Annotated in this window: 10 protein-coding genes and 1 pseudogene; 7 read left to right on the plus strand and 4 right to left on the minus strand. The window is 53.3% G+C overall.

All coding sequences use genetic code 11. From position 1 onward, the window contains the following. Positions 1-15 precede the first annotated feature (15 nt). The 4 genes and pseudogenes from serB to C7M51_RS21510 all read left to right on the plus strand — a co-directional run bounded on the left by serB (position 16) and on the right by C7M51_RS21510 (position 5235). Positions 16-990, plus strand: coding sequence for a phosphoserine phosphatase (serB, locus tag C7M51_RS21495; RefSeq protein WP_160623483.1), 975 nt, complete (start codon positions 16-18; stop codon positions 988-990). Between the two features lie 16 nt (positions 991-1006). Then, positions 1007-2389, plus strand: coding sequence for a DNA repair protein RadA (radA, locus tag C7M51_RS21500; RefSeq protein WP_160623484.1), 1383 nt, complete (start codon positions 1007-1009; stop codon positions 2387-2389). A 68-nt stretch (positions 2390-2457) separates the two neighbouring features. Continuing rightward, positions 2458-3691 (plus strand): annotated as a pseudogene (gene nadR / locus C7M51_RS21505) (multifunctional transcriptional regulator/nicotinamide-nucleotide adenylyltransferase/ribosylnicotinamide kinase NadR). Positions 3692-4326: 635 nt separating this feature from the next. Continuing rightward, the gene (locus C7M51_RS21510) at positions 4327-5235 is read left to right on the plus strand and encodes a LysR family transcriptional regulator (protein WP_160623485.1); all 909 of its coding nucleotides are present in this window, start codon (positions 4327-4329) and stop codon (positions 5233-5235) included. 286 nt (positions 5236-5521) lie between these two features. On the opposite strand, the gene C7M51_RS21515 is transcribed toward C7M51_RS21510, so the two are convergent. Beyond that, complete coding sequence (locus tag C7M51_RS21515; RefSeq protein ID WP_160623486.1) at positions 5522-6523, minus strand: zinc-binding alcohol dehydrogenase family protein; 1002 nt, start codon at positions 6521-6523, stop codon at positions 5522-5524. Between the two features lie 95 nt (positions 6524-6618). Between C7M51_RS21515 and C7M51_RS21520 the strand changes: the two genes are divergently transcribed. Continuing rightward, a complete protein-coding gene (locus C7M51_RS21520; protein WP_160623487.1) occupies positions 6619-7515 on the plus strand; it encodes a LysR family transcriptional regulator in 897 nt (298 codons plus the stop codon). 29 nt (positions 7516-7544) lie between these two features. Here the strand turns inward: C7M51_RS21520 and ettA are convergent, their stop codons facing one another. Further along, on the minus strand, positions 7545-9212 hold the full coding sequence (gene ettA, locus C7M51_RS21525; protein ID WP_160623488.1) for an energy-dependent translational throttle protein EttA: 1668 nt from the start codon (positions 9210-9212) through the stop codon (positions 7545-7547). 142 nt (positions 9213-9354) lie between these two features. Continuing rightward, entirely contained in the window at positions 9355-10119 is a 765-nt protein-coding gene (gene deoR, locus C7M51_RS21530; RefSeq protein WP_160623489.1) for a DNA-binding transcriptional repressor DeoR, read from the minus strand. A 246-nt stretch (positions 10120-10365) separates the two neighbouring features. Here deoR and sltY point away from each other — a divergent pair, with 246 nt between their 5' ends. Both sltY and trpR read left to right on the plus strand, forming a co-directional pair. Next, a complete protein-coding gene (gene sltY, locus C7M51_RS21535) occupies positions 10366-12246 on the plus strand; it encodes a murein transglycosylase (RefSeq protein WP_160623738.1) in 1881 nt (626 codons plus the stop codon). 44 nt (positions 12247-12290) lie between these two features. Further along, positions 12291-12614 carry a trp operon repressor gene (gene trpR, locus C7M51_RS21540; RefSeq protein ID WP_160623490.1) on the plus strand — a complete coding sequence of 108 codons (324 nt, stop codon included), beginning with the start codon at positions 12291-12293 and terminating at the stop codon, positions 12612-12614. 6 nt (positions 12615-12620) lie between these two features. Here trpR and yjjX read toward each other — a convergent pair whose 3' ends face one another. Next, positions 12621-13154: an inosine/xanthosine triphosphatase gene (gene yjjX / locus C7M51_RS21545; protein WP_160623491.1), complete on the minus strand. Its 534-nt coding sequence runs from the start codon at positions 13152-13154 to the stop codon at positions 12621-12623. Positions 13155-13202: the final 48 nt, after the last annotated feature.

Here is a 13202-nt window from a genome sequence, read left to right on the forward strand (position 1 = left end):
CCCACAGGAGTTGTAATGCCTAATCGTTTGACCTGGTGCGACCTGCCTTCCGATGTTTCTTTTTGGCCTGGCTTGCCGCTTTCACTGAGCGGCGATGAAGTGATGCCGCTGGATTATCGCGCCGGGCGTACCGGCTGGCTGCTCTATGGGCACCAGCTTGATAAGGAGCGCCTGACGGCATATCAACGTCAGTTGGGTGCGGCGATGGTGATCGTTAGTGCCTGGTGCATTGATGATTATCAGGTGATTCGTCTGGCCGGTTCATTAACGCCGCGCGCGACACGTCTGGCCCACGAAGCCGGGCTGGACGTAGCGCCGCTGGGCAAGATTCCGCATCTGAAAACGCCGGGGCTGCTGGTAATGGATATGGATTCCACAGCGATTCAGATCGAATGTATTGATGAAATAGCCCGCCTCGCCGGATGCGGCGAGCAGGTGGCTGAAGTGACCGAACGGGCGATGCGTGGCGAGCTTGATTTTACCGCCAGCCTGCGACAGCGCGTGGCGACGCTAAAAGGGGCCGATGCCAATATTTTGCAGCAGGTGCGCGATGCGCTGCCGCTGACGCCGGGGCTTTGCACGCTGGTGCAGAAGCTACAGGCGCTGGGCTGGCGCGTGGCAATCGCCTCCGGCGGCTTTACCTTTTTCGCAGAGTACCTGCGCGATCGGCTCCATCTGGATGCGATTGCCGCCAACGAGTTGGAAATTCGCGACGGAACTTTCACTGGCGACGTCATCGGCCCGATAGTGGATGCGCAATATAAAGCTGAAATGCTGGCTAAACTGGCGCAGCGTTATGAAATCCCTGTAGAGCAAACGGTAGCGATTGGCGATGGCGCGAACGATCTGCTGATGATTAAAGCCTCTGGCTTAGGCATCGCTTATCACGCCAAGCCGAAAGTTAACGAACAAACTGAAGTGACGATTCGTCATGCCGATCTGATGGGCGTATTTTGTATCCTCAGCGGCAGCCTGAATCATGAGTCTTAATAATTGAGGAACTGAATTGGCCAAAGCGGTAAAACGTGCCTTCGTCTGCAATGAATGTGGCGCAGACTACCCGCGCTGGCAGGGGCAATGTAGCGCCTGCCATGCCTGGAACACTATCACCGAAGTGAGGCTGGCGGCCTCGCCTGCGGCGGCGCGCAACGAGCGGCTTTCCGGCTATGCGGGTACAGCCGGAGCCAGCCGCGTGCAGAAGCTATCTGAAATCAGTCTGGAAGCGCTGCCGCGTTTTTCTACCGGTTTCAAAGAGTTTGATCGCGTGCTCGGCGGCGGCGTGGTGCCGGGCAGTGCTATCCTGATTGGCGGTAACCCCGGTGCAGGGAAGAGTACCTTACTGCTGCAAACGCTGTGCAAACTGTCGGTGGAAATGAAAACGCTGTATGTCACCGGCGAAGAATCGCTACAGCAGGTGGCGATGCGCGCGCACCGTTTGGGATTGCCGACGGAAAATCTTAATATGCTGTCGGAAACCAGCATCGAGCAGATCTGTCTGATTGCCGAGCAGGAACAGCCGAAGCTGATGGTTATCGACTCCATCCAGGTGATGCATATGGCGGAGATCCAATCTTCACCGGGCAGCGTGGCGCAGGTACGTGAAACCGCCGCCTATTTAACGCGCTTCGCCAAGACGCGCGGCGTGGCGATCGTTATGGTTGGTCACGTAACCAAAGATGGCTCGCTGGCGGGGCCGAAAGTGCTGGAGCACTGCATCGACTGCTCTGTTCTGCTGGATGGCGATGCCGATTCGCGCTTCCGCACACTGCGCAGCCATAAAAACCGCTTCGGTGCGGTGAATGAACTGGGCGTGTTTGCCATGACCGAGCAGGGGATGCGCGAAGTCAGCAACCCGTCAGCGATTTTCCTCTCGCGCGGTGATGAGGTGACCGCCGGTAGCTCGGTGATGGTGGTCTGGGAAGGGACTCGTCCGCTACTGGTGGAGATTCAGGCTCTGGTGGATCACTCCATGATGGCTAATCCACGACGTGTTGCGGTCGGGCTGGAACAGAACCGCCTGGCGATTTTACTGGCGGTGTTGCATCGTCACGGTGGATTACAGATGGCCGATCAGGATGTGTTCGTCAATGTGGTCGGCGGGGTAAAGGTTACCGAAACCAGTGCGGATCTGGCGCTGATGCTGGCAATGGTTTCCAGTTTGCGCGATCGCCCGTTGCCGCAGGATCTGGTGATCTTTGGCGAAGTGGGGCTGGCGGGTGAAATTCGTCCGGTGCCGAGCGGGCAGGAGCGTATTTCTGAAGCGTCCAAGCATGGCTTCCGCCGCGCCATCGTACCGGCAGCGAACGCGCCGAAAAAAGTACCGGAAAATATGAAGGTTTACCCGGTGAAGAAGCTGGCTGACGCGCTGGCGATTCTGGATGAGTTATAATTTCTCATCGCGGGAATTAACCTGTCGTTGGGGTGAGCCTGTGCTCACCCCTTTTTGCAGGAGGCATTATGTCAACATTTGAATATCTGAAAACCGCCATTCGCCAGCAAGGACATACCTTACAGCAGGTTGCCGACGCCAGCGGCATGACCAAAGGTTATCTCAGCCAGCTGCTAAACGCCAAAATCAAAAGCCCCAGCGCGCAAAAGCTGGAAGCGCTGCATCGCTTTCTGGGACTGGCCTTTCCTCGCCGGGAGAAAACCGTCGGCGTAGTGTTTGGCAAGTTCTATCCTCTGCATACCGGTCATATTTATCTTATTCAGCGTGCCTGTAGCCAGGTTGATGAGCTGCACATTATTATGGGACACGATGAGCCACGCGATCGGCAGCTGTTTGAAAACAGCGCCATGTCTCAGCAGCCGACCGTGAGCGATCGGCTACGCTGGCTTTTGCAGACGTTTAAATATCAGAAGAATATTCGTATTCACGCCTTCAACGAAGAGGGGATGGAGCCTTATCCGCACGGCTGGGATGTCTGGAGCCGGGGGATTAGCGCGTTTATGGCGGAAAAGGGGATTGAGCCGGGCTGCGTTTATACCAGTGAGGAGCTGGATGCACCGCAATATCGTCAGCACCTGGGCATTGAAACCGTGGTAATCGATCCTCAACGCTCCTTTATGAATATCAGCGGTGCGCAGATACGCCAGAATCCTTTTCGCTACTGGGAGTATATACCTACCGAAGTGAAGCCGTTCTTCGTGCGCACCGTCGCTATCCTGGGGGGAGAATCCAGCGGCAAGTCGATCCTGGTCAACAAGCTCGCCAATATTTTTAATACCTCCAGCGCATGGGAATATGGGCGTGACTACGTCTTTTCGCATCTTGGTGGCGATGAAATGGCGCTGCAGTACTCCGATTATGACAAGATTGCATTGGGTCATGCGCAATATATCGATTTTGCCGTTAAGTACGCTAATAAGGTTACCTTCATTGATACCGACTTCGTCACGACTCAAGCTTTTTGCAAAAAATATGAGGGTCGTGAACATCCCTTCGTACAGGCGCTGATCGATGAGTATCGTTTTGATCTGGTTATCCTGCTTGAAAATAATGTGCCCTGGGTGGCCGACGGCTTACGTAGCCTGGGCAGTGCGAACGATCGAAAAGAGTTCCAGGACTTATTGATAACAAAGTTGAATGAAAATCAGATTAAATATGAATATATAAAGCGAAGAAAGTTACGATGAGCGCTTTTTGCGTTGCGTAGAGCTGGTCAGGAATATGCTGGAAAACGGTAAGTAATAGATCAAGCAAGCTGTCCGTGCTCCGATACTGTCAGTTTGCTTTTTTGATTCGGAATGTTCTCATTGATAATCCATCCTAACTGAATCAGCCTAATGTTTCACTAATTAAAACAGATCCACCCCAACTATCGCTTTACGGCTTTAGGTTATTGCTCGCTGTGCTTAAAGTTGTTACTTATTGATTTATAAGGCTTAGCACTATAAATCAAAGCGTTAAAATGCTATTCTTTTTGCTATCGTAGCGGCTTTAATTTATAAGTTGAATTTTATGATCGACGGGATTAACTTTTTTCTTTAAGCGGGGAGAATTACGGAGTAACGTTAACTTGAGACATAGCTTATATATTGTCAGGACTATATTAACTATCTTTGGCGTGTATTTTTATTCTGCCTTTGACTACTTAAACTGTGGTAAATATATAGTTAACTTTCGATTAATTAGCTGACTATTATAAAAGTAAACGGATTTTACTCTAACCCAGGCAAAAAGAGTTAATGCATCTATTGCTTCAGGGGCTTTGAAGCTATACGCGCAAAACGGCATCTATACATTATTCCAGGCAATATCATCCTACTCATCTGATGGTGCGTAGAGAGGCTATAACCGGAAAGAATCAAGGGAGTGTAATAATTATGTATAAAGATATTAATCATTTGGTAAGAATGGACTTAAACCTGCTGCCTATACTCGATACGCTGCTGAATGAAAAAAGCGTCAGCAAAACAGCGGACAGGTTAAATGTTACGCCGCCTGCTATTAGTAAATCGTTGAATAAAATCAGAGATACTTTTCAGGATCAGCTTTTAGTCCGTTCTGGTATGAGCCTTGAGCTTACCCCGCTGGCCGTGCGTCTGAAACCACAGCTCAGAGAGCTGCTGGATAATATACAAAACGTGCTGCACCAAAACATTGAAATGAATGGCAGCGAGCTGCCGCGCTCTTTCAATATTGTCACTAACGATATTCTGATGTCGAAACTCAGCTATAAGCTGATGAAGAAAAGCATCCAGGAAAACACCAACCACGTGTTTAACTTCAACTATGACAACGCGTCTACCTGCATGCTGCGTAGTGAAGATATCGATCTCTATATCGGCGAAGATAAGACATTAAGCCCGGAAGTGAAAATTCGTACTATCGGCCATAGCGACTGCGTCTTCATTGCCAAGAAAGATCACCCGGTACTACAGATGGAAAAGTCGCTTAAGGTGCTGAAAGAGTACATGCTGATCGTCTCAAAAAATAAGCTCAAAGAAGAGATGGAAAGCCTGTATCGCGAACGTGGCTACAAAAGAAAAATCCACGGTGTCAGCGCCGGATATCTGCCGATGATCGAGAACGTGATCCAGACCAACAGCCTGGGTATCGTGCCTATGTATGTGGTTGATGGCCTGCAAAGAATGAACCTTGAAGTGGAATTCTTTAAGCCTCAGTTTGAACTGCCGAAGGTGCGCATTATTCAGGCCTGGCACCCACGCTACCACAACTGCTCCTCGCATAAGTGGTTACGTGATATCTCAAAAGATTTGTTAGAGTTTTAAGGGCCAGTAGCAAACTATTAAGGAACAGGGAAGGTGTATTGAGACGGTTTGATGCGCCCTTTTGTGAGCTTCATTTTCGCTATCGCTTATTATTAGCCATTGATGCTCTGTTGTTGCGGTTTGCTGTTTAAAAAATGTTCTGCCATTTTGCCTGAGCGAGAGGGGAGAAGGCGGCGATGATAAAATTATAAAAATTGCCTCAATAAATAAAAAAGCCGCTTAAAATAAAAGCAACGGTCCAATTGTTATTAACGCCCCGATTTCGGGGCGTTTTGCTGTAGGTAACTTAATAAACGATGACGGCTTTGCCACGCATATGGCCTTCCAGCACCTTCTCATGCGCTTGTCTGAGGCTATCCACGCTCAGCCCTTGCAGCGTTTCATTTAAGGTAGTGGTTAGCTTACCTGCATCCAGCAACCGGGCCACTTCGTCCAGAATTTCTCCCTGGCGCGCCATATCCGGCGTGGAATACATGCTGCGGGTAAACATAAACTCCCAGTGCAGCGCCGCGCTCTTCAGCTTTAACTGCTCCATATCCAGCGGATGAGCATTTTCAACGATGGTACAAATCTGTCCCTGCGGCGCAATCAGCTTACCGATGGTATCCCAGTGACCGTCGGTGTCGTTCAGGCAGAAGATATAATCTACCTGCTGAATGCCATGCTGTGCCAGCTCCTCCGGCATATTCTTGTAGTTGATAACCAGATCTGCACCGCGATCTTTACACCATTGTACCGAGTCGGGACGAGAAGCGGTGGCGATAACCTTTACCTTGCTGTGCAGTTTGGTGAAGGGGATCGCCAGTGAGCCAACGCCGCCTGCGCCACCGATAATCAGTAAGGTTTGCGTTTCGCTGGCGTCTGCTATTCTCAGTCGCTCGAACAGGCCTTCCCATGCGGTTAAGGCGGTGAGCGGAATCGCTGCCGCTGCACCAAAATCGAGGCTTTTAGGCTTGTGACCAACGATGCGCGCATCTACCCGTTGCAATGTGCTGTTGCTGCCGGGACGGGTGATATCGCCTGCGTAGTAAACCTCATCACCCACTTTAAAATCGGTTACCTTGCTGCCGGTTTCTACCACCACGCCGCTGGCGTCCCAACCTAAAATACGCGGCTGTTGCAGCCCACTTTTCTGTACGCCTTTATGAACTTTGGTATCGACCGGGTTCACCGATACGGCTTTCACTTCCACCAGCAGGTCGTATTCGCCAGGCGTGGGTTTCTCTTGCTCAATCTCAATAAACTGCTCTGGATGCTGCGGATTAACGGCTACGGCTCTCATGGTCATCTCATTTCTCCTTAGTGAATGGGATAAGTGTAGAAGGCGGAGGAAACGATGATAAGATGGACAATAACTCACAGAGTGTTCGTCTCAGGTGAACAATGGAATTGAAACGGTTACACGATATGGCGCTGTTTGCGCTGGTTGCCGAGAGCGGGAGCTTTACTGCCGCCGCGCAGCGCGCTGGTTTACCAAAATCGAGCGTAAGTCAGCGCATTAGTCAGCTTGAACAGGCGCTGGGGCTGCGCCTGCTGAATCGTACGACGCGCCAGCTTAACCTGACGTTTGCCGGTGAACGCTATTTGATTCACTGCCAGGAGATGATGCAGGCCAGCGAGCGTGCGGATCTGGCAATTAAACGCCTGCGCGATAATCCGAGTGGGCGATTACGTATCACCAGCCCTGCTGGTATTGGCGCTACGTTGCTGGCGCGCTGCAACGTTGAGTTCCAGCAGCGCTACCCGGATGTGACGCTGGAGGTATCGGTTTCAGATGATATCCGCGATCTGGTACAGGAGGGTTTTGATGTTGCGTTGCGTACCGGTAAACCGCAGGATTCATCGCTGATTGGACGGCGCGTTGGCATCTGTCAGCGTTTGCTGGTAGCAAGCGCTAACTATCTGGCGAGCAATACGTTAATCAATCACCCTCAGCAGCTGGCCGCGCAGCGCTGTATCGCTCATCGCGCCTGGGCGGAATGGCTGCTGCGACGCGGCGAGGAGCATTACCGCTGGCTGCTGCCATCAGCGCACTTAACCGATAATCTTATTTATGCGCGCGAGTGTGCGCTTAATCATGCTGGTATCACGCTGCTGCCGCGCTTTCTTACTGAGGAACCGGTGGCGCGTGGTGAACTGATACCGGTACTGCCTGAGTGGGAGACGGAAGGAAATGAGCTGTGGCTGGTTTATCCGGGACGCAAACTGAACTCGCCTGCGCTGGCGCGTTTTATCGACTTCGCTTTGCAAAGCCCGGTGTTTCGCCAGTTTTACCGGTAAAAAAAGCGGCCCGCAGGCCGCTTTTGCTGTTATTTGGCGATACGTTTGTATTTGATGCGTTTCGGCTCCAGCGCCTCTGCGCCGAGGGTACGCTTCTTATACTCTTCGTATTCGGTAAAGTTACCTTCAAAGAACTCCACCTTGCCCTCGTCCTGATAGTCGAGGATATGGGTAGCGATACGGTCAAGGAACCAGCGGTCATGCGAAATAACCATCGCACAGCCTGGGAACTCCAGCAGGGCGTTTTCTAACGCACGCAGGGTTTCGATATCCAGGTCGTTGGTGGGTTCATCGAGCAGCAGCATGTTGCCGCCAACCTGCAACAGTTTCGCCAGATGCAGACGCCCACGCTCACCACCGGAGAGTTCGCCAACGCGTTTGCCCTGATCGACGCCTTTAAAGTTGAAGCGACCAACGTAGGCGCGGCTGGGCATTTCGGTGTTGCCGATTTTCATGATATCCAGGCCGCCGGAAACTTCTTCCCAGACGGTTTTGGAATTATCCATGCTGTCACGGAACTGATCGACCGATGCCAGCTTCACGGTTTCACCCAGCGTAATGGTGCCGCTGTCCGGCTGCTCCTGGCCTGACATCATGCGGAACAGCGTCGATTTACCTGCGCCGTTCGGGCCGATGATACCGACGATTGCACCTTTTGGTACTGAGAACGAAAGATCATCAATCAGTACGCGATCGCCGTAAGATTTACGCAGGTTGCTGACTTCCACCACTTTATCGCCCAAGCGCGGTCCAGGTGGAATAAAGAGTTCATTGGTTTCGTTACGTTTCTGGTATTCGGTGTTGTTCAGCTCTTCAAAGCGTGCCAGACGAGCTTTACCTTTAGACTGACGCCCTTTAGTGCCCTGACGCACCCATTCCAGTTCTTTCTCAATAGATTTACGACGAGCCGCTTCCTGAGAGGCTTCCTGTGCCAGACGCTGATCTTTCTGCTCCAGCCAGGAGGAGTAGTTGCCTTCCCACGGAATGCCTTCACCGCGATCCAGCTCCAGAATCCAGCCGGCAACGTTATCGAGGAAGTAACGGTCGTGGGTAATTGCCACAACGGTGCCTTCAAAGTCGTGCAGGAAGCGTTCCAGCCAGGCCACGGATTCTGCATCCAGGTGGTTGGTTGGTTCATCCAGCAGCAGCATGTCTGGTTTTTCCAGCAGCAGACGGCACAGCGCAACGCGACGGCGTTCACCACCGGAGAGGTTGGCGACTTTTGCCTCCCAGTCCGGCAGACGCAGGGCGTCAGCGGCGCGTTCCAGCTGGACATTCAGGTTGTGCCCGTCGTGCGCCTGGATAATTTCTTCCAGCTTGCCCTGTTCAGCAGCCAGCTTGTCAAAATCGGCATCCGGCTCGGCATACAGCGCATAAACTTCATCCAGACGCTTCAACGCGCCAACCACTTCAGCAACGGCTTCTTCCACCGATTCGCGCACGGTGTGCTCTGGATTCAGCTGCGGTTCCTGCGGCAGATAGCCGATTTTAATACCCGGCTGCGGACGCGCTTCGCCTTCGATATCTTTATCAATGCCCGCCATAATGCGCAACAGAGTGGATTTACCTGCACCGTTCAAACCCAGCACGCCGATTTTGGCACCGGGGAAGAAGCTAAGAGAGATGTTCTTAAGAATGTGACGCTTCGGCGGAACGACTTTGCCGACGCGATGCATACTGTAGACGAATTGAGCCACGTGAAATGAGCCTCTTATGGTCTGTGTTGTAATCGGGGCATCATCGCCCGTTCAGAACGGCAAGTTTAGCGGTTTTCCCTGCTTAATCACAGCCGTCACACCGCTGATTGTTTGCTTTTCGCTACCGCACCGCGGAAGATTTTTACGGTAGCATCAGCGGGATATTATGACGTTGCAGGTAAGCCGCCAGTGGCTCTGGCGGCGCACCGTCGCTGATGATGGTATCAAAACGGGTTAAATCGCCAATCCGGGCCGGTAATACCTTATGATATTTGCTGCTGTCTGCCAGCAGCAGGGTACGCTGCGCCCGCGCCATCGCCTGCTGCTTCATCGGCAGCTCATTGAAGTTGTAACAGGTAGCGCCTTGCTCAGCGTCGAGTCCCGCCGCTGAAATAAAAGCCAGCGTAGGGCAGATCTCATCAAGAAGAGAGAGGTTGCCGTGCGGGGAAAAGACTGCATTATCGGGATGAAATTCACCGCCGCTAAGAATAACGCGGCAGCGCTTTTTTTCCTTCAGTGCCAGGAAAGTGTTGATGGCGTAACAGACTGCGGTAAAGGGCAGCTCATCATCTATCGCATCGATCACCCAGGGTGTGGTGGTGCCGCAGTCAAAGAAAACGGTATCGTTAGCGTTTATCAGGCTGGCCGCCAGCTTCGCCAGCCGCTGCTTCTTGTTAACGTTATGCGATTGCTGATCGGACACAAAGTAGTGCGCCTGCGCGCTTTTGGGATCGCTGACAATATAGCCACCCAGCAGTACCAGACAGGAGACCTGTTCGTTAAGGTCGCGCCGGATGGTCATCTCTGAAACGCCCAACAGACGGGCCGCTTCTTTCAGATGAATTTTATCGATGCGCCTGAGCGCCTGCGCCAGTTTATTAATCCGCTCTTCGCGCCGGGTTTCCATTATCGCATTCCCTGTTTGTCTGTTTCTTTTATGTTAACCCTAAAAATCCAGAGCGTCAGCCGTCACAAACCACGGTGCAATCTTCTGCATCAAAAAGTAAATTTTGTGAAGAACATGGCACGACGTCTGTGGCCTGGTTAGCATGAAAGAAATCTGGCATATCGCCAAACCGGTTAACAGAGAGGAGAGCGAGGAGTGACTCACAGGAAGGAGAGATGGCGTTACTGGCTGGCCAGCATCTGCCTGATGGCCGTTAGCGGCAGCGTAATGGCCGATTCGCTGGACGAGCAGCGCAATCGCTACCAGCAAATTAAACAGGCCTGGGATAATAAGCAGATGGATGTGGTGGCGCAGCTGATGCCGACGCTGAAAGATTATCCGCTTTACCCCTATCTGGAATACCGCGAGCTTTCTGAGCATCTCGATCAGGAAACCGGCCTGGCCATTAATAATTTTATACAGCGCTACCCCACGCTGCCGCCGGTGCATTCGCTCGCCTCGCGCTTTGTTAATGAGCTGGCGCGACGTGAAGACTGGCGCGGTCTGCTGGTGTTCAGCCCTGAAGAACCGCAGCCGGTTGCCGCGCGCTGTAACTGGTACTACGCCAAATGGGCTACCGGGCAGCAGCAGGTAGCCTGGGAAGGGGCGAAAAAAATCTGGCTGCGCGGCAGTTCGTTGCCAGCCAGCTGTGACAAGCTGTTTGCCGTGTGGCAGGCGGCGGGAGAACAGTCACCGATTACCACGCTGGAGCGTATTCGTCTTGCAATGGTGGCCGGTAACGGCAGCCTGGTGAATTTCCTCGCTAAACAGCTGCCCTCTGATTATAAAACCATGGCGGATGCGGTTACGGCGCTGCAAAACGATCCGGGAACGGTGGAAGCTTTTGCCCGTAGCGTGGGGCCAACCGACTTTACTCGCCAGGCTACCTCGCTGGCCTTTGCCCGCGTTGCACGAGGCGATGCAGAAAGCGCCCGCGCCATGATCCCAACGCTGGTGCGCCTGCAACAGATGAGTGAGCAGGAAGCACAGGAGCTGCGTGAAGCGGTTGCCTGGCGACTGATGGGGAACGAGGTGACCAGCGAACAGGCGCGCTGGCGTGATAGCGTGGTAATGAAAAGCGGCTCGACCTCACTGATTGAACGCCGTGTGCGTCTGGCGCTCAGTAATCACGACCGGCGCGGCTTAAATACCTGGATCGCACGGCTCGATCCCGATGCCAAAGAAAAAGATGAATGGCAATACTGGCAGGCTGACCTGCTGCTGGAGCGTGGACGTAAAGAGGAAGCGGAAGAGATACTGCGTAAGCTGATGCAGGAGCGCGGCTTTTATCCGATGGTGGCGGCGCAGCGACTTGGCGTGACCTATCCGCTGCGGGTGGATGAGGCACCGCGTCCCGACAGCTCTCTGGATAACGGGGCGGAGATCGCCCGCGTGCGCGAGTTGATGTACTGGGGGATGGATAATCTGGCGCGTACCGAATGGAGCCGCCTGGTTGCCAGCAAAACCGCCAGCCAGCAGCAGATGCTGGCACGCTATGCGCTGAATCATGGCTGGTGGGACCTTAGCGTGCAGGCCACCATCACGGGCAAGCTGTGGAATCATCTGGCGGAACGCTTCCCGTTGGCCTGGCAGCCGCAGTTTATTCAGTACACGCAGGGTAAAACCATCCCGACCAGCTACGCGATGGCTATCGCACGTCAGGAGAGTGCGTGGAATCCAAAAGCGCGATCGCCGGTAGGTGCCAGCGGGCTGATGCAAATTATGCCTGCAACTGCCAGCCACACGGTGAAGATGTACAGCATTCCGGGTTACGTTAACAGCAGTCAGCTGCTCGATCCGCAAACCAACATCCAGATCGGTACGCAGTACCTGGAATATGTTTATCAGCAGTTCGATCAGAACCGGATCTTTGCTTCCGCCGCCTATAACGCCGGGCCGGGCCGGGTGCGCACCTGGCAGCGGGTCAGCAATGGGCAGCTGGATGCGGTAGCGTTTATTGAGACGATTCCGTTCTCTGAGACGCGTGGCTATGTGAAGAACGTGCTGGCCTACGATGCTTATTATCGTCACTTCCTTAACCAACCGGATAATATCCTGTCTGATAGCGAGTGGCGGCGGCGCTACTGAATATGCTACTCTTCCGTACTCGCCAATGAGTACGGAAGATTTTCATGACCTCACACGCCCCGATCCCGGTAACGGAACATCCGCAGGATGAAAACTGGCTGCGCTTTGTCAGCCTGCTGGAGCGCGCTTTTCCGCTGGATCTGCAGCTGCCGTTATTACAGCTGATGATGACGCCGGATGAACGCGAAGCGTTCGGCACACGCCTGCGTATTATTGAGGAGCTGCTGCGCGGTGAAATGAGCCAGCGCGAGCTGAAAAACGAGCTGGGCGTTGGCATTGCCACCATCACGCGCGGCTCCAATAGTCTGCGCGCTGCTCCACCTGCATTGACTGCCTGGCTGGAAGAGCAGCTGTCGATCGCTAAATAGCGTCGGTTATGAGAGGCGCGGCGTCTGCTGGTAAACGGCGTTATGAAACGGGCAGAGCGCCAGCACTAACGCCTGATGGTAAACGCTGGTGCGCGTCAGCAGGCCGCGGGTAAAGACGCCAATCGCGCCGCCCTGATGTTTGATATTCTCGATGCCGGTGAGATGGGCCATCTCTTCGCCCAGTTCACGTCCGGCATGAATCCCCGCCATCACTACTGCTGGTAGCGTGAAGCTGGCGGAGCGGGATTCACCGCGCTGCTGATGGTTTTCGATCACCATCCAGGCAAAAGCGTCTTCGCCCTCAATGCCTGCTTCGATCGCTACCCAAAAGTCGGCCTCTGGCCTGACCTGGCGGGCGTTCATTACGCGCTGACGTGCGCCAGTTCGCGTTTCTGTATTTGTCAGCGGCTGTGCGGCTACGCCACTGTCGACCTCAACACCTTCGATATGGCAGGATCCTTCGCCAAAGACATCGTTAAAAGCCTGGGTAATAGCGCTAATTTTTGCCGGATTAATGGTGGCAGCAACAACATGGTACATAATTACTTGAACCTTCTACGCAATTTTGACGCAGTATAACGGAAAAAA

The sequence above is a fragment of the Mixta intestinalis genome, from assembly GCF_009914055.1.
Classification (GTDB): Bacteria; Pseudomonadota; Gammaproteobacteria; order Enterobacterales; family Enterobacteriaceae; genus Mixta; species Mixta intestinalis.